28 protein-coding genes are annotated in these 25,443 nt (G+C 37.7%); 27 read left to right on the top strand and 1 reads right to left on the bottom strand.

The window, feature by feature from the left end:
- Nucleotides 1-15 precede the first annotated feature (15 nt).
- From hisC to ACFQIC_RS00950, 13 genes are all read left to right on the top strand, one after another.
- The gene (hisC, locus tag ACFQIC_RS01010; protein ID WP_204706417.1) at nt 16-1,110 is read left to right on the top strand and encodes a histidinol-phosphate transaminase; all 1,095 of its coding nucleotides are present in this window, start codon (nt 16-18) and stop codon (nt 1,108-1,110) included.
- Nucleotides 1,107-2,207, top strand: a complete 1,101-nt coding sequence (locus tag ACFQIC_RS01005) for a prephenate dehydrogenase (RefSeq protein WP_204706414.1) — start codon at nt 1,107-1,109, stop codon at nt 2,205-2,207. The genes hisC and ACFQIC_RS01005 overlap by 4 nt, the downstream gene beginning before the upstream one ends.
- 13 nt (nt 2,208-2,220) lie before the next feature.
- Nucleotides 2,221-3,510, top strand: coding sequence for a 3-phosphoshikimate 1-carboxyvinyltransferase (gene aroA / locus ACFQIC_RS01000; protein WP_204706412.1), 1,290 nt, complete (start codon nt 2,221-2,223; stop codon nt 3,508-3,510).
- Nucleotides 3,511-3,569: 59 nt separating this feature from the next.
- On the top strand, nt 3,570-4,445 hold the full coding sequence (locus ACFQIC_RS00995) for a hypothetical protein (protein ID WP_204706410.1): 876 nt from the start codon (nt 3,570-3,572) through the stop codon (nt 4,443-4,445).
- A gap of 20 nt (nt 4,446-4,465) precedes the next feature.
- On the top strand, nt 4,466-5,719 hold the full coding sequence (locus ACFQIC_RS00990) for a tetratricopeptide repeat protein (RefSeq protein ID WP_204706408.1): 1,254 nt from the start codon (nt 4,466-4,468) through the stop codon (nt 5,717-5,719).
- Between the two features lie 26 nt (nt 5,720-5,745).
- The gene (locus ACFQIC_RS00985) at nt 5,746-6,303 is read left to right on the top strand and encodes a ReoY family proteolytic degradation factor (RefSeq protein ID WP_204706406.1); all 558 of its coding nucleotides are present in this window, start codon (nt 5,746-5,748) and stop codon (nt 6,301-6,303) included.
- 95 nt (nt 6,304-6,398) lie between these two features.
- The gene (locus ACFQIC_RS00980) at nt 6,399-6,854 is read left to right on the top strand and encodes a DUF2487 family protein (RefSeq protein WP_204706403.1); all 456 of its coding nucleotides are present in this window, start codon (nt 6,399-6,401) and stop codon (nt 6,852-6,854) included.
- A gap of 131 nt (nt 6,855-6,985) precedes the next feature.
- Nucleotides 6,986-7,483 carry a QcrA and Rieske domain-containing protein gene (locus ACFQIC_RS00975; RefSeq protein ID WP_204706401.1) on the top strand — a complete coding sequence of 166 codons (498 nt, stop codon included), beginning with the start codon at nt 6,986-6,988 and terminating at the stop codon, nt 7,481-7,483.
- A gap of 12 nt (nt 7,484-7,495) precedes the next feature.
- Nucleotides 7,496-8,170, top strand: coding sequence for a menaquinol-cytochrome c reductase cytochrome b subunit (qcrB, locus tag ACFQIC_RS00970; protein WP_204706399.1), 675 nt, complete (start codon nt 7,496-7,498; stop codon nt 8,168-8,170).
- A gap of 29 nt (nt 8,171-8,199) precedes the next feature.
- Complete coding sequence (locus ACFQIC_RS00965; protein WP_204706397.1) at nt 8,200-9,051, top strand: menaquinol-cytochrome c reductase cytochrome b/c subunit; 852 nt, start codon at nt 8,200-8,202, stop codon at nt 9,049-9,051.
- A 79-nt stretch (nt 9,052-9,130) separates the two neighbouring features.
- The gene (gene lhaT, locus ACFQIC_RS00960) at nt 9,131-9,706 is read left to right on the top strand and encodes a lipoprotein heptaprenylglyceryl N-acetyltransferase LhaT (RefSeq protein WP_465260864.1); all 576 of its coding nucleotides are present in this window, start codon (nt 9,131-9,133) and stop codon (nt 9,704-9,706) included.
- 57 nt (nt 9,707-9,763) lie between these two features.
- Nucleotides 9,764-10,453: a sporulation protein YpjB gene (locus tag ACFQIC_RS00955; protein ID WP_204706393.1), complete on the top strand. Its 690-nt coding sequence runs from the start codon at nt 9,764-9,766 to the stop codon at nt 10,451-10,453.
- Between the two features lie 67 nt (nt 10,454-10,520).
- The gene (locus tag ACFQIC_RS00950; RefSeq protein WP_204707544.1) at nt 10,521-11,195 is read left to right on the top strand and encodes a zinc metallopeptidase; all 675 of its coding nucleotides are present in this window, start codon (nt 10,521-10,523) and stop codon (nt 11,193-11,195) included.
- A 39-nt stretch (nt 11,196-11,234) separates the two neighbouring features.
- On the opposite strand, the gene ACFQIC_RS00945 is transcribed toward ACFQIC_RS00950, so the two are convergent.
- Nucleotides 11,235-12,110: a YitT family protein gene (locus ACFQIC_RS00945; RefSeq protein ID WP_204706391.1), complete on the bottom strand. Its 876-nt coding sequence runs from the start codon at nt 12,108-12,110 to the stop codon at nt 11,235-11,237.
- A gap of 145 nt (nt 12,111-12,255) precedes the next feature.
- Between ACFQIC_RS00945 and ACFQIC_RS00940 the strand changes: the two genes are divergently transcribed.
- The 14 genes from ACFQIC_RS00940 to asnS all read left to right on the top strand — a co-directional run bounded on the left by ACFQIC_RS00940 (nt 12,256) and on the right by asnS (nt 25,427).
- Nucleotides 12,256-12,597 carry a nucleotide pyrophosphohydrolase gene (locus ACFQIC_RS00940; RefSeq protein WP_204706389.1) on the top strand — a complete coding sequence of 114 codons (342 nt, stop codon included), beginning with the start codon at nt 12,256-12,258 and terminating at the stop codon, nt 12,595-12,597.
- Nucleotides 12,590-13,390, top strand: coding sequence for a 4-hydroxy-tetrahydrodipicolinate reductase (gene dapB, locus ACFQIC_RS00935; RefSeq protein ID WP_204706387.1), 801 nt, complete (start codon nt 12,590-12,592; stop codon nt 13,388-13,390). The genes ACFQIC_RS00940 and dapB overlap by 8 nt, the downstream gene beginning before the upstream one ends.
- Before the next feature lie 15 nt (nt 13,391-13,405).
- Entirely contained in the window at nt 13,406-13,819 is a 414-nt protein-coding gene (mgsA, locus tag ACFQIC_RS00930) for a methylglyoxal synthase (RefSeq protein WP_204706385.1), read from the top strand.
- Between the two features lie 5 nt (nt 13,820-13,824).
- Nucleotides 13,825-14,955, top strand: coding sequence for an N-acetyl-alpha-D-glucosaminyl L-malate synthase BshA (bshA, locus tag ACFQIC_RS00925; RefSeq protein WP_204706383.1), 1,131 nt, complete (start codon nt 13,825-13,827; stop codon nt 14,953-14,955).
- On the top strand, nt 14,945-16,138 hold the full coding sequence (locus ACFQIC_RS00920) for a CCA tRNA nucleotidyltransferase (protein WP_204706381.1): 1,194 nt from the start codon (nt 14,945-14,947) through the stop codon (nt 16,136-16,138). Before bshA ends, ACFQIC_RS00920 begins: the two co-directional genes overlap by 11 nt.
- Nucleotides 16,114-17,109, top strand: a complete 996-nt coding sequence (locus tag ACFQIC_RS00915) for a biotin--[acetyl-CoA-carboxylase] ligase (protein WP_204706378.1) — start codon at nt 16,114-16,116, stop codon at nt 17,107-17,109. Before ACFQIC_RS00920 ends, ACFQIC_RS00915 begins: the two co-directional genes overlap by 25 nt.
- Nucleotides 17,099-17,920 (top strand): 3-methyl-2-oxobutanoate hydroxymethyltransferase, encoded by an 822-nt coding sequence (panB, locus tag ACFQIC_RS00910; RefSeq protein ID WP_204706376.1) that lies wholly within the window; start codon nt 17,099-17,101, stop codon nt 17,918-17,920. The genes ACFQIC_RS00915 and panB overlap by 11 nt, the downstream gene beginning before the upstream one ends.
- Before the next feature lie 12 nt (nt 17,921-17,932).
- On the top strand, nt 17,933-18,796 hold the full coding sequence (gene panC / locus ACFQIC_RS00905) for a pantoate--beta-alanine ligase (RefSeq protein WP_204706373.1): 864 nt from the start codon (nt 17,933-17,935) through the stop codon (nt 18,794-18,796).
- Nucleotides 18,797-18,817: 21 nt separating this feature from the next.
- Nucleotides 18,818-19,219: an aspartate 1-decarboxylase gene (gene panD / locus ACFQIC_RS00900; RefSeq protein WP_204706371.1), complete on the top strand. Its 402-nt coding sequence runs from the start codon at nt 18,818-18,820 to the stop codon at nt 19,217-19,219.
- A 169-nt stretch (nt 19,220-19,388) separates the two neighbouring features.
- The gene (gene dinG, locus ACFQIC_RS00895) at nt 19,389-22,178 is read left to right on the top strand and encodes an ATP-dependent DNA helicase DinG (protein WP_204706369.1); all 2,790 of its coding nucleotides are present in this window, start codon (nt 19,389-19,391) and stop codon (nt 22,176-22,178) included.
- 88 nt (nt 22,179-22,266) lie between these two features.
- Nucleotides 22,267-22,437, top strand: coding sequence for a YpmA family protein (locus ACFQIC_RS00890; protein WP_204706367.1), 171 nt, complete (start codon nt 22,267-22,269; stop codon nt 22,435-22,437).
- A gap of 46 nt (nt 22,438-22,483) precedes the next feature.
- On the top strand, nt 22,484-22,912 hold the full coding sequence (locus ACFQIC_RS00885; protein ID WP_390216895.1) for a hypothetical protein: 429 nt from the start codon (nt 22,484-22,486) through the stop codon (nt 22,910-22,912).
- A 22-nt stretch (nt 22,913-22,934) separates the two neighbouring features.
- Complete coding sequence (locus tag ACFQIC_RS00880; protein WP_204706363.1) at nt 22,935-24,119, top strand: pyridoxal phosphate-dependent aminotransferase; 1,185 nt, start codon at nt 22,935-22,937, stop codon at nt 24,117-24,119.
- A gap of 15 nt (nt 24,120-24,134) precedes the next feature.
- Nucleotides 24,135-25,427 (top strand): asparagine--tRNA ligase, encoded by a 1,293-nt coding sequence (asnS, locus tag ACFQIC_RS00875; RefSeq protein ID WP_204706361.1) that lies wholly within the window; start codon nt 24,135-24,137, stop codon nt 25,425-25,427.
- Nucleotides 25,428-25,443 lie beyond the last annotated feature (16 nt).

Raw genomic sequence — 25,443 nt, 5'->3', positions numbered from 1 at the left:
AGAGGAGTGTCGTAAGTGAAGGCTAAAGAGATATTAAAACAAATGACACCTTATAAACCAGGGAAACAAATAGATGAAGTTAAAAAGGAATACGGATTAGATAAAATTGTTAAGCTAGCATCTAATGAAAATCCTTTTGGGTTCTCTCCACAAGTTAAAAACCAACTTCCTAAACTAATCGAACAGCTAGAAAAGTACCCAGATGGCTATTCAGCATCCCTACGTACGAAGGTCGCTGAATTTTTGAATGTGAGCGAGGAACACCTAATCTTTGGAAATGGTTCCGATGAAATCGTTCAAATTATTTGTCGGACTTTTTTGGAGCCAGGTGCTAATACAGTTATGGCGACTCCAACATTTCCGCAATACAAGCACAATGCACTAATAGAAGGTGCTGAAGTAAGGGAAGTTCCCTTGTCAGAAGGGCACCATAATCTTGAAGCAATGCTAGAACAAGTGGATGAAAACACTCGTGTTCTCTGGTTGTGTACACCGAACAATCCAACAGGCGTGCACATATCAGAAGAAAGTGTAAGGGGTGTGTTAGATAAGTGTCCTAATCATGTACTTGTTGTAATGGATGAGGCCTACTATGAATATATGGAAACAACTGATGCATTTGAGTCAATATCAGCATTGAAACAATACAACAACTTAATGGTGTTGCGTACATTCTCTAAAGCCTATGGTTTAGCTGGATTAAGAGTAGGTTATGGAGTTGCTTCTAAAGAGTTGATTGCAACATTAGAGCCTGCGCGTGAACCGTTTAACACATCAACTATTGGTCAAGCTGCTGCTCTATTAGCACTAGATGATCAGAACTTTATTCAAGAGACAACTAAAGAGAATTCTAGGAATAAAAATGCGTTAATGAGTTTTCTTGATGATCTTCAAGTAGATTACTATCCTTCAGAAGCAAACTTTGTCCTTGTACACTTGCCTGTAAGTGGGGATGAAATGTTTGACCACTTGTTGAGTAAAGGATTTATTGTTAGGTCCGGTGAAGCATTAGGATTACCAAACTCAATCCGTCTAACAATTGGTAAGAAAGAAGATATGGAAATTATTCAGTCAGAAATAAAAGAAAAGTTAATGAGCGTGACAAGATGAGTCAAACCGTATTTTTTGTAGGTCTTGGCTTAATTGGTGGATCCTTAGCTATGAATGTAGCTGCAAAGGACCACTATAAGATAATTGGATTGGACCATGATCAGAAAACTATTGAATTGGCTAAGAGGCAAGGCGTTATTCATGAAGAAGTAGATGATTTTATAGAAGGATGTCAAAGAGCGGATGTTTTGGTCTTGGCAACATCTATTTCATTAACGATTAATTATCTAAACAAATTAAATGAATGTACACTGGATAAACCTTTACTTGTTACTGATGTGTCGTCTGTGAAAAATCAAGTGCTGGAGGCTGCTGAGAAGATTATAAATCCTTATGTTTCATTTGTGGGTGGTCACCCAATGGCGGGGTCTCATAAACAGGGGTATTCTGCAGCTAAACCGCATTTATTTGAAAATGCTATATATGTATTAACACCTAGTGAATCAGCGACAGATGTCCAAGCTGAACGGTTAAAACAACTTTTTTCAGAAACAAAAGCGCGTTTTTTAACATTTAGTACCCAGGAGCATGATGAAATGACTGCAGTCATTTCTCATTTTCCTCACCTAATCGCCTCCTCACTTGTCCATCAGGCAAAAGAATGGCAGAAGACTCATCCTTATTTAGAACATTTAGCAGCGGGTGGTTTTCGGGATATTACTCGAATTGCATCTAGTAATCCAAAACTCTGGCAAGATATCTTCTTTCAAAATCGTACGTTACTCATGAAGATGCTCGATGATTGGATCGACGAAATGCAGGAGATCAAATTGTTGTTGGAGAAAGAAGAGAAGCAATCTACATATGATTATTTAGCCCAGGCTAAGACGTATCGAGATGGTCTCCCGATGAAAGAAAAAGGTGCTATTCCGGCTTTCTACGATTTGTATGTGGATATTCATGATCAGCCTGGTGCCATTTATAAAGTGATCCAGCGGTTAGCTGAGATTGAGATCAGCATAAAGAATATTGAAATTTTAGAAATTAGAGAAGGAATAACTGGAGTATTGCGTATTAGCTTTTCATCCAGTAAAGAGCAACAGCAGAGTCATGATTTATTATCACAAATAGGTTATGAGGTAATGATTGAACAATAAGGGGGCTAAAAAAATGAATCAAGTTCAGTTAAACCCACCACTTAATGGTATCAATGGTACTTTATCTGTACCTGGTGATAAGTCAATTTCCCACAGAGCTGTCATTTTTTCGGCATTGGCAGAAGGCACCTCCCATATTTCAAACTTTTTAATTGGAGAGGACTGTTTGCGAACTGTTCAAGCATTTAGAGAGTTTGGTGTAGAAATTGAACAAATAGGGACAAATGTAACTATTCATGGAAAAGGAATCGCCTCACTTAAAGCTCCCACACAACCTATTAATTTTGGTAATTCAGGCACGACGGCTAGGTTGATGAGTGGTATTTTGGCAGCCTTGCCTATGTTTAGTACGGCTTACGGAGACCCTTCTTTATCTAAGCGACCTATGGACCGTGTGGTTGTTCCCTTATCTAAAATGGGGGCTGAAATTTATGGTCGAGAACAGTCTAAACTGCTTCCACTTGCTTTTCAAGGGAAAAAGCTAATTGGAAAAGAGATTAAGATGAACGTGAAAAGTGCTCAAGTGAAATCAGCATTATTATTAGCTGGTATGCTTGCTGAAGGTGAGACTACTGTCATTGAACAAGGAATAACAAGAAACCACACAGAGATGCTAATGGCTCAGTATGGAATTCATCTTACAAAAAAAGACAATGAGTTAATGATTAAGGGAGATCAGCAGCCGAAAGCCTCAGATTTGCGAGTTCCAGGAGATATATCCTCAGCAGCTTTCTTCCTAGTGGCTGCATCTGTAGTTTTTGATAGTGAGATAACTATTGAGGGAGTTGGATTGAATCCAACTCGAGATGGGATATTAACAGCTCTTAGAAAAATGGGTGCTGAGTTAGAGGTAGAAGAAACAGAGAGAGTTGGTCATGAACCGGTTGGCAGAATAAGTGTGAAATCTAGTTACCTTCACGGGATAACGGTTGAAGGAGATCTTATCCCTAACTTAATTGATGAAATCCCAATTCTTGCATTGGCTGCTACACAGGCTAAAGGGACAACTGTCATTAAAGATGCGAAAGAGTTAAGAGTGAAAGAAACTGATCGTATCAAAGCCGTAGCGACTAACTTGAATAACATAGGGGCTCGTGTGGAACCTACCGAAGATGGTATGGTTATTTATGGTGATACAACTCTTCAGGGAGGGACGATTCACTCATATGGGGACCACAGGATTGGGATGATGGGAGCGATTGCTTCTTTAATTTCCAAATCACCTGTTACCATTGAGGATAAGGATTGTATTAATATTTCCTACCCTAACTTTTTTGATCATTTACATGAAGTTTGCAAATAGAATTCATAGAATAATATAAGCTCTCATACGATATATAAAGCCTTTTGGAGGTCTTTCGTATGGGAGCTTATTGGTTTCATGGAACGATGTTTGAAGGTGATCAAACGAAATATGGGGAGCTTTTCGTCAACGGGGACAAATTTAATAAACCGTCACAGCAGTTAAACGAGCAAGTCGTGAATATGGGTATTGATCGATTTATTGTTGCACCTGGTCAAGTCATGGTAGATACGTGTATTCCCTTAAGTCGTTCTCCATCTCCATTAGAAGATTGTACCTCGTATATTAAAAAAGGCTGTACTCTTTTACTTGTCCAACAGTTTATATATACCAATCGTCATTATCGAATGGAATACGAACAGCTCGTTAAAAAGATGAGTGATTTGGCAATTGATTTTATGATTGTTCCTCGAATTTCTTCTCATGTGCTACAACCAGAGATGATACGCTTTTATGCAAGGCAGAAATCACCATTTATTATCGTTAGTGTTGAGAATCTTGAAGATTTGCAAGATATCCCTTGGGGCTGGATGGTCCAAGCGCAATGTAATCGTCGTATTCCCTTTACTTACTCTGTCAAAAAACGTAGAAATTCCGAGATGAATTACGAAAGGTTTTGGACAAATATCTGTACCAAATATGGTATCATTAAATTAACAAATCCGATTAAAGATGGACTTTTAACTTTGAATAATATAAAAGATACTGGAATCTACCCTTATAAAGGAGCTTTAACGGATTCTGCTTTCGCCGATTATAATCTCTATGAGCGGAATGTAGACGAGTTAGTTGATGAGGGCGGTTATTTTTTATATCATGATGCTATTCCAAATGTTACAGTAATGAGAGGTCAGCTTCTTCAAATCAATCAGAAGTTGGAATCCTTAACAAAAGGAATACATTTTAAAAGTTCAATCTATAAACATTTTGTTTGAATGTTGAAAGGAAGTCATCTATGGAGGAAATTCATAAAGCGATCCAGGCAATGGAAGCAGAAAAAACCGAAGAAGCGTTAACTATATTACAGGAATATCTACCCGAAGCAGATGAAGAGGAACGCTTTACGATTACCGAGCTATATATACAGTGGGGATTGTTAGAGGACGCAAAGATGTTACTCCAAGAGTTGATGGAACGCTATCCTAAGGAACAAGAACTAAAGGTAATGATGGCGGAAATTCATATTGATTTAAATGAAGATGCAGACGCGATAAATTTACTCAACGAGTTTAACCCTGAGGATGAAGGATATCTAGAATCTTTACTTCAACTCGCTGACCTGTATCAATCTCAAGGGCTTTTTGAAGTAGCTGAGCAAAAATTGTTATCAGCAAAGCAAATAGAACCTAACGAAGCTGTAATTGATTTTGGACTAGGTGAACTAGCTTTTTCAAACGGTGAATATAATAAGTGTATCCCTTTTTACGAGAATGCTATGCATCATCAGCCGGTAATAGCGGAGATTGAAGTAGCCACACGATTGGCTGAAGCTTTCGCTGCTAATGGAGAGTTTGAAAAGTCATTAGAATACTTCCAAAAAGTCGAGGAAGATAATCCGGATGTTATGTTCCGCTATGGTTTTGTAGCTTTTCAGGCTTTGCGTAATGATATCGCGATTCACGTTTGGGAACGATTAATTGATGAAGATCCTTATTTTCAATCCGTCTATCCTTTGCTTGCTCAAGCTTATGAAACAGAAGGAATGCCTCAGGAAGCGCTGGAAATGGCGAAACAAGGACTGGCCAAAGATGAGTATAATAAAGAACTTTATCATTTAGCTGGAACTTTATCTCATAAGTCAGGAGATATAAAATCCGGGTATAATTATATGAGAGAAGCAGTTGCGCTTGATCCTGGTTATAAAGAAGCGGTTCTCTTCTTAATTGAGAATTATAAGAGTGATGGTGACAATGAATCAATCATAGAATTAATTAACCAACTTATTACGTTGGGCGAAGAAGATCCTGGTTACTTGTTTGAACTTGCTAAAGCTTATGAAGAAGAGGAAGACTTCGGCCAGGCTCTAGAATACTATAGAAGTGCATATCCTTCTCTGAAGGAAGATGACGTATTCTTAAAGGCCTATGGATATTTCTTAATTGAAGAAGGCAAAATGGAAGAAGGCCAGAAAGTATTGGAAGAGTATCTCTTAATTGATCCGTCTAACACAGAAGTAGAAGAATTTATCAATCGATTAAAGGAAAAGTAAATACCAATGCGCAGGAGGGGGCGCCTATGCAAACACCGATTTCTGTTAATGAAAAAAAAGAATTTGTCCGCTGGTTCTTAAATCATTATCAACTAAAAAAGCGTGAAAGTGTCTGGATTCTTAATTATTTGATGAATCATGAATCATTACTTACGTATGTGTGTTTCGTAGAAGATGTAAAGTTATGTCCCCGTGGAATGGAAATAACAGCCCAGGGAGTAAAAGATCCTCCATTTCGTTTTTACAAAGGCCAAGTTATGACAAATGATGCAGAAAAGTCATTTCACGATTTACGGATGAACCAAGAGGAGCCTATCTACATTCAAATGAATTTTGAGAATGCTCATCAGTGTTCGATGTATGCTTTAGTATTGGAAGAAAATCCTTATTTACCTAAAGATCATTACAAGAATGAAAATGATCGCGAAGAGGCTGAACAGTTGCTTTCATCAAGCCTTCTGTTATACAAAAAGCAACAACTTGAAAAGCGAATTGATCAATCCCTTCAAGAAGGGGATCAAAGTGAGTTTAATCATTTAGCAAAAGCTCTAGTCGAAGTTAATGAAGCTTTGAAATGTTATTAATTTAAGAAAAGCTAAGAGGAAATGTTCCTCTTAGCTTTTCTTTTTGTATTTTTTTAGTAAAATAGAAAGGAATAGGTGAAAGGAAAGGGATAATTATGCAGTGGACTAAAAACGATACAAAATTATATGTTTCTGAAAAAGAGTATGTAGATACACTATTCATCCCTCTTATCCCGTTAAGTCCAGATTCAGACGAAAAAATGGTGAAAGAGGCTTTCCAAAGAGAATTGAATCAAGTATTTACACAACTTTTAGAAAAAGACTATCGGGGACGAATTTTCACAGCCCCAGATTACAACTATTTAACTGATTTTTATGAAACTGAAGTGGAGCGAATTAACCATTGGATTGAAAAATTTCAAAAACAACCCTTCGATCATGTATTTTTATTTACTTTTGATACAAAATGGAAGAGATGGGAGAAAAATCTCGCAGGACATTTAATCTGGGTGCCTAGCATGAATGATAGAGACCTCAAGTCAACGGAAACAAAATCATTTGTTAAAGAACAGGTTAGTCAGGTGAGTGAACTTATTCAAGCTTACTGGTAAGGGGAAAACTTTGGGTTACCCCTGATATTATATTGACCGCGCTTTAAGATTACGCTATCATAGTAATGTCCTAGTAAACTGTATGTTATCAATCCATGATGCATGGATTACAGCACAGAGGGGGGAAAAGAATGAGCGATAAACAAAGAGTATCCCGTCGTCAATTTTTAAACTACACACTAACTGGTGTTGGTGGTTTCATGGCAGCAGGAATGCTAGCGCCAATGGTCAGGTTTGCTATTGATCCTGTGTTAAAACCATCGGCTGTTGGAGATTTCCAGTCCGTGGTTTCAGTTGATGAAATTACAAATGAACCACAAAGATTTGAGTGGATTGTTGATCAAGTTGATGGATGGTATGAGTCAGAAGTGCAAAAAACGGCATGGGTATATCGGACGGAGGAAGATGAAATCATTGCCCTTTCACCGATTTGTACTCACTTAGGCTGTACAGTCGATTGGGCTTCCGATGAAAATTATCCTGACCAATTTTTCTGTCCATGTCACGCTGGTCGTTATACAAAAGATGGTGTTAATGTGCCAGGTACACCGCCTACAGCACCTTTGCCAGTATACGATCACAAAGTCGAAGAGGGTATGCTATACCTTGGACAAGCACAAGATAGATAGGGGGCGTAATTCATGCTACAAAAAATTTATGATTGGGTCGATGAACGCGTAGACATCACACCTATATGGCGTGACATCGCCGACCACGAAGTGCCTGAGCATGTCAACCCAGCCCATCATTTTTCAGCATTTGTCTACTGTTTTGGTGGATTGACATTCTTTATCACTGTGATTCAAATTTTATCAGGGATGTTTTTAACCATGTATTACGTACCTGATATCGAAAATGCTTGGGAATCCGTGTATTACTTACAAAAAGAAGTTGCATACGGCCAGATCGTCCGTGGAATGCACCACTGGGGAGCCAGCCTAGTTATCGTCATGTTATTTCTACATACTTTACGGGTATTCTTCCAAGGAGCTTATAAGAAGCCTCGTGAATTGAATTGGATAGTTGGTGTTCTTTTATTCTTTGTCATGTTAGGCCTAGGATTCACAGGATATTTACTACCATGGGATAACAAAGCTTATTTTGCTACTCAAGTTGGTTTAGAAATTGCTGCCGCTACACCATTTATCGGTGATGGTATTCGAACATTATTAGCAGGAGATCCTTCAATTGTAGGAGCTCAAACGCTAACACGATTCTTTGCGATCCATGTGTTCTTTTTACCTGCAGCCCTATTTGGTTTAATGGGTGCTCACTTTATTTTGATTCGTAAACAAGGAATTGCCGGTCCACTATAAAATGGAAATGATGTAAAGGAGGGATAGCTGTGCATAGGGGAAAAGGTATGAAGTTTGTCGGTGATTCACGTATTACCGCTGAACAAAAAGCCAATTTACCGAAAGATTATTCAGAATACCCTGGTCGTACGGAAGCGTTTTGGCCGAACTTCCTTCTTAAAGAATGGTTAGTTGGTTCGGTTTTCCTCATTGGTTTTCTTATTTTGACTGCCGCTCATCCATCACCACTAGAGCAGCAGGCAGATCCAACCAACGCCGGATATATTCCGTTGCCTGACTGGTATTTCTTATTCTTATACCAATTCTTAAAATATCAATTTGCTGGTGGAGACTTTATCGTATTTGGAGCGATTGTCGCGCCAAGTATAGCTTTTGGAGCTTTACTGCTTGCGCCATTTCTCGATAGAGGACCAGAGCGTCGTCCGCACAAACGTCCAATTGCTGTAGGTCTAATGATGTTGGGTTTCATTGCTACCTTCTGGCTAACTTATGAGTCCGTTTCTTCAGTCGATTATGGAGAGCGTGGCGAAGAGTACGGCGTAAGTATTGAGGCGCAAGAAACTGAAATTGATACTGAAGCTGCCGGTTATGAGATTTATGAACAGAACTGTGCAAGTTGTCATGGTGGAAGCCTTGAAGGAACAGGAAGCTATCCTGCTCTAATTGATACACAACTTCCAGCAGATCAAATTAAAAAAATTGCCCAAAACGGTATTGGAGAAATGCCATCGGGAATTTTTGAAGGATCAGATGAAGAGCTAGAAGCACTAGCTGCTTTTGTTACAAGTCCTACCGTTGATGGAGGAGGGGACTCTGAAGGTAAAGAAGGTGCTGAGGAAGGATCCGAAGAGGGTTCTGAAGAAGAAGCTGCTGAAGAGTAATATATTACTATAAATAAATGAGCCGTGCTCTCCCTTCAGAGCGCGGCTCATTTATCATTGGAGGATTTTTATGAAGGCGATTATCCCTTATATACTAAACCATCGCAGCTTCTTATTATTGTTATTTGTCATCAATCTATTAGGAACGATTTATGGATTTATTTGGTATGAGTATCAGCTATTACAAACGGATCCTATTTTCTGGATCTTTGTTCCTGACAGTCCTACAGCTAGTTTGTTTTTTACTATATTTTTAGGTTTTTATTTAGTTGGGAAAAACGTTCCTTATATTGAAGCATTAGCTATAATTACACTTCTAAAGTATGGAGTTTGGGCTGTAATTATGAATGGACTTACACTTATGGAATATGGTGGACTTCCTTGGTCGGGTTATATGCTTGTTATATCTCATGGAGCTATGGCGATACAAGGTCTTTTATATGCTCCTTACTATAAAATAAAGATGAAACACATTATCTTGGCTGCCTTATGGACTATACATAACGACATAATTGATTATGTGTTTGAGCAAATGCCCGTTTATCCTGCTATCATGGAGTATATGGATGAGATTGGCTATTTCACTTTCTGGCTAAGTATTTTTTGCATAGGGGTTTGCTACTACTTGACACAATCAAAAACTCGTACGGTCTAAACCTGAAACTTCCTTCATACACTATCATAAAGGTAGATGTAGAAAGGGAGAGACATTATGGGACGAGCTATTCTCACTATTATCTTATCGTTCGCTTGTTTGGTTTTTTTGAGCAATCATTGGCTCCTGGCTAGTTCCGAAGATCAAAAGTGGGATTCATTTATAACCCAATATAGATATTTAATACAAGATGAAAAATACGAACTAGCCGAACGAATGTTGAATAATCGTTTTAGTGAAATGGAAAGCTATTTTGAAGGGGAATCTCCTGCACAAAAAGAAAAATTGGAGCAACTGTCTACAGCTGCCATTGATGATCCGAAACGAGCCGAGGAATTGATTTATTTTTTGAAAGCCTCTATTCAACCTGATCCGAACGAATTCGCGGTCGGTTTAACAATGGACATTTTAAATTCTGTCGAAGTTATGGAACGGAAACAAGTGATCAAGCAATGGACAACAATAGCTCCTACGTTAAATTATTTCTTGAAACCGACAGAAATACAAAGAGTAAATGAAGCCATGTCACACTACCAATCAAGTGAATCGCTCGAAACAAAGCAGTTTGTTATGCAACAACTAGAATTAATATCTACTGAATCATCAGAACAAAGAAAATATGATGCGTTCATATGGACAGCCATTATCATTGGTACGACTATATTGTGTACACTTGTTTACGTAGGGTACCGAAAGTATAAAGCGGAAAGAGAACTTAATAAAGAAAAAAGAAAACTTAATAGTTGATTTTTTATGTGAATTTGACTAAAATTGACCTATACATCTAAGATGGAGGAATGAAAAAATGGGTCTAATGCAATTTCTCATTTATTTTGCAATTATTTTGATTGTGCCGATTTGGGCATCTTCAAAAGTAAAAAGCACGTACAAGAAATATTCGAAAGTTGCTACTTCTTCTGGAATGACAGGTGCAGAAGTTGCACGAAAGATATTAAATGATAATGGAATTAACAATGTATCGGTTGAAGAGACAAAGGGAATGTTATCCGACCATTATGATCCTAGGAAAAAAGTTATTAGACTTTCTTCAGATAACTATCATGGGCGGTCTATGGCTGCTTCAGCCGTGTCTGCACACGAAGTAGGTCACGCCATTCAAGACGCTGAGGAGTATGCTTTCTTGAAGTTTAGAAGTGCATTAGTACCTGTGGCTAGTCTTGGTTCTAACAGTGCCATCTTTTTAATTATAGGTGGAATGTTACTACAATGGTCAGGATTACTGCTTATTGGTATCGTATTTTTTGCTGCAGCAGTATTGTTCCAGTTTGTTACGTTGCCAGTAGAATTTGATGCTTCCAATCGAGCGATGGGACAACTCGTCTCCACTGGTGTTATTCGAAATGATGAAGAGCGTAAGACGAAAAAAGTGCTAAACGCAGCCGCGTTAACTTACGTTGCTGGCGCACTAGTAGCTCTTGCCGAACTTTTGAGATTTATATTCATGTTTTTCGGAATGAACCAAGATTAATGAAAACTCCCTCTTGATCAAGTATCAAGAGGGAGTTTTTTAATCATTTAGTGGTTTTTTGTCTTCGTCTAATGTAAATCCTTCTCCAATAACGTCATGTACGTGACTAACTGTAACAAAAGAGTGAGAATCAACGTTTTCGATAATATTCTTTAATCGGATAATCTCATTTTTACCTATTACACAATATAATACGTCACGGCTGGATCCGGTAAATGAACCTTTTCCTTGTAATACAGTCACGCCACGATCCATTTCATTCATAATCCTTTGAGAAATGTCTTCGCTTTTTTCTGAAATGATTGTCACTCCTCTTGCTGCATAAGCTCCTTCCTGAATAAAGTCAATTACACGAGCACCTATAAATACGGCTACGAGTGTGTACATACCTTTAATATGCTCTAAGTAGGTAAGGATAGATATCATAATGACTATAGCGTCAAATAAAAACATAGCACGCCCCATACTCCAACCTAAATATTTATGTATGAGACGAGCAATTATGTCTACGCCTCCTGTTGTCCCTCCATACCTAAAAATAACTCCAAGACCAACTCCTATAAAAACACCCGCAAAGAGGGATGCCAACGTCAAATCAGAGGCAAGGTCAATCTCGATTAGATACATTTGAGAAATGCGGATAAAAACAGATACAGCTATGATACCGATTAATGAATAATAAAAGGTTGTGCGACCAAGAATTTTCCATCCAACGATGAGAACTGGGATGTTTAAAATAATATTCATTAGAGCGGGGTCCCAGTTGAATAAATAAAGAAGTAGGAGAGTAATCCCAGTAAAACCTCCTTCACCTAGTTCGTTTTGAATGTTAAAGTGAACGAGTCCAAATGAAAAAATGGCCGATCCTATCAGGATAAAAAAGATATTCTTTATCTTTAAACCAAATACCTTCAATTTATTCACCTCCAATTGATTGTCACGGCTATAATTATAAAGTTTTGTTAGATAATCTACAATAAATAGAGCTAAAAATTTGTCAAATCAACTCCTTTTGGCTACCATTACAGTAGGATTATCCATTTGCAAGGGGGTTGGAAGATTGGATTATAATACGAAAGAAATACAGCAAAGAGTTGATCGTTACATATCACAATTTAAAGAAGGCTATTTTTCACCGTTAAGTCTCCAGGCTCGGTTAACAGAAGAAGTCGGAGAGTTAGCTAGAGAAGTGAATCATAGATACGGAGAAAAACCAAAAAAGTCATCTGAGACAGAAAAGGCTTTAGAAGAAGAGTTGGGTGATGTGCTATTTGTATTGACCTGTTTCGCTAATTCACTAGATATAGATTTATCGTCTGCTTTTGAGGAATCAATGAATAAAATCGAAACAAGAGATCGTGATCGCTGGACACGAATAGAAGGAGAGTCAAACCATGAGTAATATTAAGTGTATTGTAGCGGGACCAAGAGGGAAGATGGGGAGCGAAGCGCTTCGTATGATCGAAAAGGAAGATACACTAGAGTTAGCTGCATGTATTGATCGTAAATTTGATGGGAAACAAATAAAGGAAATGGAAGGCTTGCCATCATTTGATGCTATGATCTATACAGATGTTGACAGTTGTTTCCAGGAAGTTGAAGCTGATGTTTTGATTGATCTTACAACTCCTGAGTATGGATATAAGCATACAAAGTTGGCATTAGAGAATGGGATTCGTCCTGTGGTAGGAACCACGGGTTTTTCTGAGGAACAACTAAATGAATTAAGGGAATTAGCTGAATCCAAACAGTTGGGAGCTGTTATCGCTCCAAACTTTGCAGTAGGAGCTGTTCTTATGATGCAGTTCTCTAAGTGGGCATCCAAACATTTTCCGGATGTTGAGATAATAGAGAAGCATCATGACCAAAAGCTTGACGCACCTTCTGGAACTGCAGCTAAGACGGCTCAGCTGATCCAAGAGGAAAGATCATCTCATCAGCAAGGACACCCTGATGAAAAAGAAACAATAGAAGGAGCTCGAGGAGCAGACGCAGATGGCATGAGGATCCACAGTGTTCGCTTACCTGGATTAGTCGCTCACCAAGAAGTTGTTTTTGGAGGCTTGGGACAAACACTAACGATCAAGCATGATTCCTATCATCGTGAATCGTTCATGTCTGGTGTGAAATTAGCAGCAACTGAGGTAATGAACCTTGAAGTATTAGTATATGGCTTAGAACACTTACTAGACTAATCAGGAGGCTCAAAAATGAATATTGCTTTAATTGCCCACGATAAGAAAAAGCCAGAAATTATTAACTTTGTTACAGCTTATTATGAAATTCTTAAAGAACATCAACTTTTTGCAACAGGGACAACTGGACAGAAGATTGCTGAAGCTACAGGGTTATCGATTTTTCGTTTTCAATCTGGCCCTTTAGGCGGTGATCAACAGATTGGTTCGAAAATTGCAGATAATGAGATGGATATGGTTTTCTTTTTTAGGGATCCTCTTACGGCTCAGCCGCATGAACCTGACATTACTGCTCTTTTACGACTCTGCGATGTCCATCAAATTCCTGTATCTACAAATCTTGCTGGAGCAGAGATTATGATTCGTGCTTTAGATCGTGGAGATATTGAATGGAGAAAGATTGTTAAAGACAGGAAAGATCAGGTGTAAATTTTATGGCTAAAATCGGTATAACTTGTTACCCCACGGTTGGGGGATCAGGAGTAATTGCAACAGAGTTAGGGAAATTATTAGCTGAACGAGGGCATGAAATTCATTTTATTACTTCACAAGTTCCTTTTCGTCTTAATAGAGTATATCCTAATATTTTCTATCATGAAGTCGAAGTTAGTAATTATCCCGTATTTCAACACCCTCCTTATGACCTTTCTTTAGCTAATAAAATGGCTGAAGTAATAAAGCGCGAAGAATTAGACATTTTGCATGTTCACTATGCGATGCCACATGCAGTTTTAGCAATTTTGGCAAAACAGATGAGCCAGAAGGATATAAAAATTGTAACTACATTGCATGGAACAGATATCACTGTTTTAGGTATCGATTCTAGTTTGAAACAAATGATTAAATTTGGAATTGAAAATTCTGACCGTGTAACCGCAGTCTCAAAAAGTTTAGTAACACAAACAAAGGAACAATTAGAGACGGATAAAGAGATAGATGTGATCTATAATTTTGTTGATGAACGTGAATATTACCGTGAACCTAACTCCTCCTTGAAAATGGAGTATCACATCGAAGAACATGAGAAGGTTATCATTCATATTTCAAATTTTCGCAAGGTTAAGCGTGTTCCTGATGTAATACGTGTCTTTGCAGAGATTCAAAAACGTACCCCTAGCAAATTAATACTCGTGGGCGATGGGCCTGAATATTCAACTTGTTATCAACTCGTTAGAAGTTTAAAGTTAGAGGATAAAGTCTTATTTCTCGGTAAACAGGAAAATGTCAGTGAACTGCTCTCAATCTCAAATTTGAAATTGTTGTTATCTGAAAAAGAAAGCTTTGGACTTGTTTTACTAGAAGCGATGGCTTGTGGTGTGCCATGTATAGGAACAAACGTTGGAGGTATTCCAGAAGTGATTGATCATGGAGTGACGGGCTTTATTGGAGAACTTGGAGACATTCAGGCTATCGCCAACTATGCGATACAGTTGTTGACTGATGAAAAAATGCTTCATAACTTTTCTGTTAAAGGTGAATCAATTGTAAGAGAGAAGTTTGCATCGGAAGCAATAGTTAAACACTATGAACAACTTTATGATCAGGTGGTTCAACATGAATCCTAAAATAAATAAGGCTTTGGAAATTATAAAAATCATTGAGGAAGCTGGCGGAAGTGCCCACGTAGTTGGGGGGGCTGTAAGAGATACTTTTTTAAAGCGACAGACAAAAGATATTGATCTGGCTACGTCTTTTAAGCCAGACCAAGTGATGAAGCTGTTTAATAAAGTCATCCCTCTTGGTATTGAACATGGAACCGTTCTCGTACGGTATAAGTCTGAATCTTACGAGATAACTACTTACCGAACAGAAGAAGGTTATGAGGATTATCGACACCCTGACCAAGTCCAATTTGTTCGTTCTATTAATGAGGATTTAGCAAGAAGAGACTTTACGATAAACGCAATGGCTTTAAACTCTAGACAGAAGGTCATAGACCCTTATAAAGGCATGGAGGATTTAAATCACCAAGTTTTGCGCGCTGTTGGTCATCCTGAAGAACGCTTCAAAGAAGACCCCTTACGAATGATGAGAGCATTACGGTTTGCCAGCGAGCTTCAATTTACGTTAGAACAAAATACTTACAGTGCAATACAAAAACAAGCTCATCTACTAAAGCAAATCTCTGTTGAAAGGATTGCAGTAGAATTTGAAAAACTCTGTACGGGTCGCGATTATAACCGCGTACTTCCACTTTGTTTCACAATCGGGATTAGTAATAATATCCCTATATTTCAAGATGAGCCACAACTTATAAAAATTCTGCCTCAGTCAAGATTAACGAGTTTCGCAGAGATTGTTGCCTTTTATTGTGAAAAAGGTTCGATTTATAAAGAGGATGACTGGATTAAGAAGTGGAAACAGTCCAATAAAGTTAAGCGGGAATCTATTATGCTTTTAAAAGCTGTTCGGCGTTTTAGGGAGAATGATCGTGAGTTGAACTGGATATTGTATAATCTTTCTGGAAGCCTTATAGTTAAATTTTCTAATGTTATGAATGCGCTGAATTATAAGGTTAATCAACAATCTCTAGAAAAAACCTATGAACAATTACCGATTCAATCCAGAAAAAAACTAGCCTTTCAAGCAAATGATCTATTGCTTGTTTTCCATGATCAAAGGAAAGGTGCCTGGATAGGGAGAAGTATTAAGCGTATTGAGAGAGCGGTAGTTTTAGGGGAAATCCCTAATGAATATCAAGCTATAAAGGAATGGGTAAAAACATGGAAACCACCCGAAATCGTTTAATTCAATTGCTAAACCAAGAAGAAGGTTATATATCAGGTCAACAACTATCAGAACAATTAAGTATTTCAAGAACTGCGGTCTGGAAGCATATGAAAGAACTAGAAAAAGACGGCTATGAAATGGAATCTGTTCAAAGAAAAGGCTATCGTATATTATCTTCGCCTAATAAAGTGAGTGAGAATACTCTTCAATGGGGATTAAACACAAGCTGGATCGGTCATCATTTATATCATTATGATGAGGTTTCTTCTACACAGGAAATTGCTCATCAATTGGCAAAGCAAGGAAAACCACATGGTACAGTAGTGGTTGCAAATGAACAGTTAGAAGGAAAAGGCAGAATGGCTAGACCGTGGCACTCACCAAAAGGGAAAGGTATATGGATGAGCATACTATTACGTCCGGACCTTTCACCTGTACAAGCTCCTCAGCTCACGTTATTAGCAGCTACAGTTTTAGCTGAAGTGATCGCTCGTCGATCTAATCTTTCACCGCAAATTAAGTGGCCTAATGACATTCTCATTAACCATAAAAAGGTGTCGGGCATTCTTACAGAAATGCAGGCAGAGCACGATCAAATTCAGTATGTAGTGTTAGGCATTGGCATTAACTTAAACCAGCTGGACGAAGAAATTCCTAGCGAGATCCGACACAAAGCTTCCTCTCTTCAAGTGGAATCAATGCAAGATTGGTTGATTGCTGAAACTATTCAAGACATTCTAATGAACTTCGAAACAACCTATGATGAATTTAGTGTTGAAGGTTTTAATCATGTGAAAGAGATATGGGAACAATATGGATATAAAATTGGTGATAAAGTTACCATTACAACCATGAAGCGAAAATGGGAAGCTACTCTTGTAGGTATTGAAGCAGATGGGGCCCTAAATACTAGAGATATGTATGGTACAGAAGAAAAACTATATTCTGCTGAAATTGAGTGGGGGGAAGGTGCTTACGATGCTGACTAAATCTAAATTTACAAAGATGAAAAAAGAGCAAAATAAAATTACAATGATTACAGCTTACGATTATCCTTCAGCCAAAATTGCTGAACAAGCTGGCACAGAGATGATTTTAGTAGGTGATAGTTTAGGTATGGTTGTACTTGGTTATGAATCCACTATTCCTGTTACAGTAAATGATATGATTCATCACGGTAAAGCTGTAAGAAGAGGGGCCAAGAATACTTTTGTTGTAGTGGATATGCCCTTCATGTCCTACCATGTCTCCTTAGAAGAGACGATGAAAAACGCTACCGTGCTTTTTCAAGAAACAGAAGCTCAAGCACTTAAGTTGGAAGGTGCAGGAGATGTATTGTACACGATTGAAAAATTAACGTTCGGTGGAATCCCAGTTGTGGGACACTTAGGTTTGACTCCTCAATCTGTTCATGTGCTAGGGGGATACAAAGTCCAGGGAAAAGATAAGAAAACAGCACAACAGATGTTAGATGATGCTAAGCGAGTTGAAGAAGCTGGTGCGATCGCACTTGTATTAGAATGTGTACCGAAAGAACTTGCACAATTGATATCGGAGGAACTCTCGATCCCTACCATTGGTATTGGTGCAGGAGCAGATGTGGATGGGCAAGTCCTTGTTTATCATGATATTTTAAAATATGGTGTAGACCGTTTACCGAAGTTTGTTAAAACATATTTTGATAGTAACGAACATATGAAGGAAGCCGTACAGTCTTATGTAACAGAAGTTAAATCTGGTTCATTCCCTAAAGAAGAACATACGTTTACGATAGACGATTCGTTGCTTCCAAAAGTATAAGGAGTCATGGGTATGGATGTATTAACAAATATAAGAGATGTACAAAAAAAAGCACAACAAATTAGATTAGATGGGAAAAGTATTGGCTTTGTCCCTACTATGGGATATTTACATGAAGGTCATATGAAGCTGATTAAAAATGCCAGAAAAGAAAATGATTTCGTTATTTTAAGCATTTTTATTAATCCTTTACAATTCGGAGAAAATGAAGACTTAGATGCTTATCCTAGAGATGAGGCTCATGATTTACGGCAGGCAGAACAGAGTGGTGTAGATTTAGTTTTCTTCCCAAGCACTTCCACTATGTATCCAACTCCCTTATCTCTTAAAATTGCAGTTGTGAGACGCGCAGATGTATTGTGCGGTCGGACTCGCCCGGGCCATTTTGAAGGTGTTGTAACTGTACTAACAAAGCTCTTCAATATATGCCAGCCAACTAGAGCGTATTTTGGAAGGAAGGATGCACAGCAAATAGCCGTTGTAGATGCTCTTATTCATGACTTTAATTTTTCGATCAAGCTTATTCCTGTTGAAACCGTTCGAGAATCAGATGGATTGGCTAAAAGTAGTCGTAATGTAAATTTAATAGATCAAGAGCGTGCTGAAGCCCCTTCCATTCAACAGGCGTTACAGTATGGTAAAAAACTTGTTGAACAAGGAGAAACCGACCCAAACATAATTTTAGAAAAAACTAGGGAGTTTCTTGAATTTCGAACTCATGGTAAAATAGACTATATTGAGTTTTTATCTTACCCTGAACTTGAGCCAATTGAGACCATAGACTGTCAGGTTATACTTGCTGCTGCTGTATTTTATAAGCGAGCAAGACTCATTGATAATGTAGTCTTTAACGATGCTGGTGTTACATCAGGATAATCGACCAAGGAGGTATACATCGTGTTTCGAACGATGATGAAGGCTAAGATCCACCGTGCTCGGGTAACTGAGGCGAATTTAAATTATGTGGGCAGTATAACGATCGATCAAGACTTATTAGATCAGGTAGATATATTACCTCATGAAAAAGTGCAAATTGTGAATAATAATAATGGAGCTAGATTAGAGACTTATGTCATTTCCGGGGAGAGAGGGAGTGGTGTCGTGTGTTTAAATGGCGCTGCTGCTAGGCTTGTACAACCGGAGGACGTTATAATTATCGTTTCTTATGCTATACTAAGCAAAGAAGAATTAGCTGAGTTCAAACCGAAAATTGCAATTATGGATGAAGATAATCATGTGGTTGAGATAATTGAGGAAGAACCACCATTAACGGCTTGTACTTTATTAAGTGAACTTTAATGAACGAAGTTTCTTTATTTTGCTTCCCTTACTCTTTTCTACCATACATTAGTGGATGGCTTACTTGCCCGTTAAGGTGGAAATATAAATTTGACCAAGTAAGGATCTTTGCCTGGCAAAAGGCAGGATCCTTACTTTATGTACATAACGTGTTAAAGGAGGGATAGCTATGACTACTTTTGCAATAGTCGATCTGGAAACAACAGGCAACTCATCGTCTAAAAAAGATCGAATTATTGAAATCGGTGTGGTCGTCATGAAAGAGAATAAAATATCAAATGAATTCTCAAGTTTGGTGTACCCTGACCGAGAAATCCCTCCGTTTATTACTTCATTAACTGGAATTAGTGAAGAAGATGTATCACATGCACCTTTGTTTTCAGAAATAGCACAAGAAGTTTATGATTTATTTAATGATGCGTACATAGTTGCACATAACATAGAATTTGATCTAGGGTTTTTAAATGCCGAATTAAACAAATGTGGCTATCCTTCTCTATATAACCCTATAATAGATACGGTGGAGTTAGCGAGAATCTTGATGCCCTCATCTCCTAGTTTTAAATTAGGGCAATTATCAGAGCAATTAAATTTTGGACACGATCGTCCACATCGTGCACTTTCAGATGCGCAAGTTACAAGTGACCTTCTTATACATCTTCTAAAGTTGTTACGAAATTTACCAGAACGTACGTTAAAACACTTACTTAAAATAACATCAAAATTAAAGAGTCGCTTAGATCTTCTTTTAGATGAAGCTATTAACAAAGCAAGGTACCATGCTGCTCAAGAAGAAAAGTTTCATATATGGTATGGTGTAGCAGTCAAGAAAGTAAACCTGCTATCAAGTGATGAACATGCAATTTCTTCAGCTTATGAAACTTGGATTAATGAAGCTTATACGGGAGAACAGGGATTGAAACAATTTATCAATGGATTTGAATCAAGAAAAGGTCAAAAGGAAATGTCGGACATTGTATATCAGTCCCTTTCAAAAAACCAACACGCATTAATTGAAGCAGGGGCCGGTACTGGAAAATCGATAGCCTATTTGCTTTCGACCCTATATTACTCAATAATAAATAAGCAAAGAGTTATTATTTCAACACATACTACGGCGTTACAAAATCAATTGTTATATGAGGAAGTACCAAAGTTAGCTAATTTGTTTGATAAACCAGTCCAAGCGGTTTTGTATAAAGGAAGAAGCCATTACATTAGCCTTGTTCACTTCAGCTACGAGCTTGAAAATTCTCAATATGATAACTACGATGAAGCATTGGCTAAAGCAATGATATTAGTTTGGTTAACTCAAACAACAACAGGAGATATCGATGAAATCCAGTTACCATCAAATGGTCAACAGTTTTGGCATAAAGTATCTGCCGAGCAGTCTGGTAAGTCTGTCAATCTAAAATCAGAACAGTCTTATTTTTATTGGGCTGAGCAAAAAGCACTGCATGCTGATATTATTATTACAAACCATTCGATCCTTTGTTTAGATCTCATTAGTGCTGAAAGTCATTTGCCTCCTTTTGAAAAGGTGATTATTGATGAAGGGCATCAGCTTGAATCGGTAGCAAGTCGTTATTTTGGAATGCGTTTAAACTACAAAGAATTGCAAAAGCAGCTTTCTTATATTAGCGAAAATTTTTCTGAACGTTATGTAAAATTTTTATCTTATGATATGAATCCATTGTTAGATCGCAATAAAGCAGCGGTTGAGGAAGCAAAAGAAGAACTGAGTCAATTATCAAAGTTTATATTTAATCGAATGAGAAGAAGTCGACAATCTAGTACATCTAAGAGTGATGTTGGACGAATGCAATATTCGCTGCAGGAGTTAAAAGATCAATCGTTTCTTTCAACTGCTGCAGAGATGACGAACCGATTTCTGTCTAAAGTTCAACGGATTCAAAGAGGACTTGAATCTATGGTCGATCAATTATTACCTTTAACAACGAGTTCAAATGACGAAAAAGTTAAAATCGTACTTTCCCGATTAGACCATTTCATACAAGTTTGCGAGAAAATGGTCACCCAACTGAGCACATACTTTACAGATTTGCAGCAGGATGAAGCAAAGTGGATTGAAATGGACGGAGATGGGCTAAATCATTCTATATATATGTTTAGTGAACCAGTCAATCTAAATCAGCTTCTTCAGAAGCGACTGTTCACCCAGAAGCAAAGTGTTATTCTAACAAGTGCCACTCTAACAACAAATCAATCCTTTAGCTTTATGAGAAAAACGTTAGGGTTTAACAAAACAGATAATCTAATACAGGTAAATATACCGTCTCCTTATTCTTTTGATGAGAATGTAAACTTAATGGTACCAAATGATTTTCCAAATGTAAGAGACGACCCCGAGGAATTTATATATTCAGTAAGTGAAGCAATTTACTCGATGGCTTATATAACTAAAGGGAGAATGCTAGTTTTATTTACATCCTATGATATGCTGAAAAAGACGTATTTTTTACTAAAGGAAATGATTAATCCAGAAGAATATATGGTTTTTGGCCAAGGTGTATCAAGCGGGAGTAGGGATCGTTTGAAGAAAAATTTTCAAGCATTTGATCAATCGATATTGTTAGGGACGAGCTCTTTTTGGGAGGGTGTTGATATTCCAGGTGACGATCTATCTTGTTTAGTTATTGTAAGGTTACCTTTCCAGCCACCAGGACAGCCTGTACAAACGCTAAGAGACAAACATGTTAAAGATAAAGGTAAGAATCCTTTTATGGAATATTCTCTACCAGAAGCTATTATTCGGTTTCGGCAGGGATTTGGTAGGCTTATACGATCTAGTACTGATCGTGGAGTGGTGTTTGTCTGTGATCAACGAATTGTTGAATCCAAATATGGAAAGTACTTTATGTCATCGATACCAAACATACCACTGACTCATGATTCTACCACAAAGCTTTTAAAACGAATGGAAGAATGGTTGTAAGGAATGGATTTGAAGATGAATTTTTTGTCATACCTGTTATAATAAACAAGGTAATTACCGAGGAAGAAGATGTTAGGAGATATGTTCTATGTCAAATAAAGTAGAAACACTCTCGACCGTGCGTATTCAAAAAACTGATGATCTATATAAAATTGTAGACACTTTAAATCGCACGTTGAAGGAGAAAAATTTAATGTTTGGAATGGCGTTAGATGAAGATGATCGGGACACAGCCGTCTTCACGATTTACCGTACCTAGCTGGGTGCGTTGGATTCTTCTTATCATCGGTGTACTTTTTATTATAATGTTTAGCTTTCTCACTTGGATGTACCTTCACATTGAAGATAGTCGGACGAACCACTATGATGACGTAAGAAATTTTGTTGAATCAGAAAATATACTTAATAATATAGAAGAAGTGGTACGTTATAATGGAGAATCTCCTATATATATAGTAAATGGTGAAGGTTCTTATCTGTTTGTGGATCTTGAAGCAAATGAAGTATTGGCTACTATTGCAAGCAAAGATATGATTGGTATAAACTCAGCTCAAAAGTCTGTAACAGAATGCAATGAATGTGAACTTATTGATACGCGATTAGCATATGAAGAAAATCGACCTGTATGGGAAGTTACTTATACAGATGAAAGCAATCGGTATGTTTTTGAATATATCGATTTAGAGAATGGACGGGAAGTACAAAGGTTTGCATTTCGACAAGCCAAATCTTAAAGTTAATAAGGAAGTGACTAAATTGGAATTAGCACAACGTGTACAATCATTAACCCCATCAAGCACTCTAGCTATTACTGCAAAGGCTAAAGCTCTAAAAGCAGAAGGACATGACGTTATAGGACTTGGTGCAGGTGAACCTGATTTTAACACACCAAACCATATTATCGAGGCAGCTAAACGTTCCATGGATGAAGGACTAACTAAATATACACCTTCTGGTGGTATTCCAGCCTTAAAGAGCGCCATTATTGATAAAATGCAAAAAGATCAAAATTTAACGTACAATCAAGATCAAGTTATTGTTACCACTGGAGCTAAGCATGCTTTATTTACATTATTTCAAGTTTTGTTAAATAAGAAAGATGAAGTTATTGTTCCAGCTCCTTACTGGGTAAGTTATCCAGAGCAAATTAAGTTAGCTGAAGGGAATCCAATTGTTGTTCAAACAAAAGAAGAGCAACAATTTAAGCTGACCCCAGAACAACTTGAACAATCAATTACTGAAAGAACAAAAGCTGTTATCATTAATTCACCAAGTAATCCAACAGGGATGATGTATTCAAAAGAGGAATTACAAGCTATTGGTGAAATATGTTTAAAGCATGATATTCTAATTGTATCTGATGAAATATACGAGAAGTTAATCTATACTGAGGAAAAACACATCTCAATAGCGCAATTATCTGATTCTCTGTTTAATCAAACAATTATTATCAACGGTGTTTCCAAATCACACTCTATGACAGGATGGAGAATTGGCTATGCATTAGGACAAGCTAAAATTATTAAAGCTATGACTAATTTGGCTTCCCATTCTACATCTAATCCTACGTCTATATCTCAGTACGGAGCACTTGCTGCGTATAATGGATCAGATCAAGATATAGAAGAAATGAGATCAGCTTTTAGTGATCGCTTAGAAAAGCTGTATAGCTGGATAGTTGACATACCTGGAATTCACTGTGAAAAACCAAAAGGGGCCTTTTATTTATTCCCAAACGTAAAGCAAGCAGCAGCCTTATGTGGATATGACCAAGTCGATGACTGGGTGACCGCTTTATTGGATGAAGAAAAGGTTGCGCTCGTGCCAGGATCAGGGTTTGGCTCTCCTGAAAATGTGCGTCTTTCCTATGCTACTTCCTTAGACCAGTTGGAAGAAGCCGCAAATCGAATTAAACATTTTATTGAAAAACATAAGGGTTAGTTGGAGGTATGTATTGTGAAAACTACGATTGCTGAAGTGTCAAAGTATGTAGGACAAGAAGTTACTATTGGAGCTTGGCTTCAAAATAAGCGTTCTAGCGGTAAAATTGCTTTTTTGCAGTTAAGAGACGGAACTGGATTCATGCAGGGAGTTGTCGTTAAAGCTGATTTAGGAGAAGAAAAGTTTCAGGAAGCCAAAGCACTTACTCAGGAATCTTCGTTATATGTCACAGGAGTTATTGTTGAGGATGACAGATCATCTTTTGGATATGAAATGCAAATATCTGACTTTCAAATTATTCAAGAAGCCTCAAATTATCCGATTACTCCAAAAGAACACGGAACTGAATTTCTAATGGATCATCGTCATCTATGGCTACGCTCTAGGAAACAACACGCTGTAATGAAAGTTAGAAATGAAATTATCCGAGCTACTTATGAATTTTTTAACGAAAATGGTTATGTTAAAATTGATTCACCAATTTTAACTGGGGCATCTGCGGAAGGGACGACTGAACTTTTCCATACGAAGTATTTTGACGAGGATGCGTACCTTTCGCAAAGTGGTCAACTTTATATGGAAGCTGCGGCTATGGCTTTTGGTAAAGTGTTTAGTTTTGGTCCTACTTTTCGGGCTGAAAAATCAAAAACACGCCGACACTTAATTGAATTTTGGATGATTGAGCCGGAAATGGCTTTTATGGACCATGAGGATAGTCTAGAGGTTCAGGAACAATATGTTTCTCACGTAATTCAAGCTGTGTTAGCAAATTGCAAACTTGATTTAGAGGCATTAGGTCGTGATACTTCAGTTTTAGAGAAAATAAAGGCTCCTTTTCCACGTATTAGTTACGACGATGCCATTGATTTATTAAAAGAAAAAGGTTTTGAGGATATCGAGTGGGGTGAAGACTTTGGTGCACCTCATGAAACGGCTATTGCAGAAAGCTATGAAAAGCCGGTATTTATTACAAACTATCCAACAGAGATCAAAGCTTTCTACATGAAACCAGATCCCAACCGGTCTGACGTAGTATTGTGCGCTGATTTAATTGCTCCTGAGGGTTACGGAGAGATTATTGGTGGTTCACAACGAATTGATGATTTGGAATTGATGCGTCAACGCTATGAAGAACATGATTTAACAGGAGATGCTTACAATTGGTACTTGCAACTCCGCGAGTATGGAAGTGTACCACACTCAGGGTTTGGGTTAGGGCTTGAGCGAACAGTTGCTTGGATCTCTGGAGTCGAACATGTCCGCGAAACGATTCCTTTTCCAAGATTACTGAATCGATTGTATCCATAATAAAGTTAGTTGATGA

This window comes from Halobacillus seohaensis (genome assembly GCF_042663045.1).
GTDB lineage: Bacteria > Bacillota > Bacilli > Bacillales > Halobacillaceae > Halobacillus_A > Halobacillus_A seohaensis.
Note: the sequence above shows the minus strand (reverse complement) of the source record. Positions and strands in the feature narration are given on the sequence as shown.

Bases quoted from the DNA above. Each gene is read 5' to 3' on its own strand.
- ACFQIC_RS01005 (WP_204706414.1), top strand. From the start codon at position 1,107: ATGAGTCAAACCGTATTTTTTGTAGGTCTTGGCTTAATTGGTGGATCC.
- aroA (WP_204706412.1), top strand. From the start codon at position 2,221: ATGAATCAAGTTCAGTTAAACCCACCACTTAATGGTATCAATGGTACT.
- ACFQIC_RS00995 (WP_204706410.1), top strand. From the start codon at position 3,570: ATGGGAGCTTATTGGTTTCATGGAACGATGTTTGAAGGTGATCAAACG.
- ACFQIC_RS00990 (WP_204706408.1), top strand. From the start codon at position 4,466: ATGGAGGAAATTCATAAAGCGATCCAGGCAATGGAAGCAGAAAAAACC.
- ACFQIC_RS00985 (WP_204706406.1), top strand. From the start codon at position 5,746: ATGCAAACACCGATTTCTGTTAATGAAAAAAAAGAATTTGTCCGCTGG.
- ACFQIC_RS00980 (WP_204706403.1), top strand. From the start codon at position 6,399: ATGCAGTGGACTAAAAACGATACAAAATTATATGTTTCTGAAAAAGAG.
- ACFQIC_RS00975 (WP_204706401.1), top strand. From the start codon at position 6,986: ATGAGCGATAAACAAAGAGTATCCCGTCGTCAATTTTTAAACTACACA.
- qcrB (WP_204706399.1), top strand. From the start codon at position 7,496: ATGCTACAAAAAATTTATGATTGGGTCGATGAACGCGTAGACATCACA.
- ACFQIC_RS00955 (WP_204706393.1), top strand. From the start codon at position 9,764: ATGGGACGAGCTATTCTCACTATTATCTTATCGTTCGCTTGTTTGGTT.
- ACFQIC_RS00950 (WP_204707544.1), top strand. From the start codon at position 10,521: ATGCAATTTCTCATTTATTTTGCAATTATTTTGATTGTGCCGATTTGG.
- dapB (WP_204706387.1), top strand. From the start codon at position 12,590: ATGAGTAATATTAAGTGTATTGTAGCGGGACCAAGAGGGAAGATGGGG.
- mgsA (WP_204706385.1), top strand. From the start codon at position 13,406: ATGAATATTGCTTTAATTGCCCACGATAAGAAAAAGCCAGAAATTATT.
- bshA (WP_204706383.1), top strand. From the start codon at position 13,825: ATGGCTAAAATCGGTATAACTTGTTACCCCACGGTTGGGGGATCAGGA.
- ACFQIC_RS00920 (WP_204706381.1), top strand. From the start codon at position 14,945: ATGAATCCTAAAATAAATAAGGCTTTGGAAATTATAAAAATCATTGAG.
- ACFQIC_RS00915 (WP_204706378.1), top strand. From the start codon at position 16,114: ATGGAAACCACCCGAAATCGTTTAATTCAATTGCTAAACCAAGAAGAA.
- panB (WP_204706376.1), top strand. From the start codon at position 17,099: ATGCTGACTAAATCTAAATTTACAAAGATGAAAAAAGAGCAAAATAAA.
- panC (WP_204706373.1), top strand. From the start codon at position 17,933: ATGGATGTATTAACAAATATAAGAGATGTACAAAAAAAAGCACAACAA.
- dinG (WP_204706369.1), top strand. From the start codon at position 19,389: ATGACTACTTTTGCAATAGTCGATCTGGAAACAACAGGCAACTCATCG.
- ACFQIC_RS00890 (WP_204706367.1), top strand. From the start codon at position 22,267: ATGTCAAATAAAGTAGAAACACTCTCGACCGTGCGTATTCAAAAAACT.
- ACFQIC_RS00885 (WP_390216895.1), top strand. From the start codon at position 22,484: ATGTTTAGCTTTCTCACTTGGATGTACCTTCACATTGAAGATAGTCGG.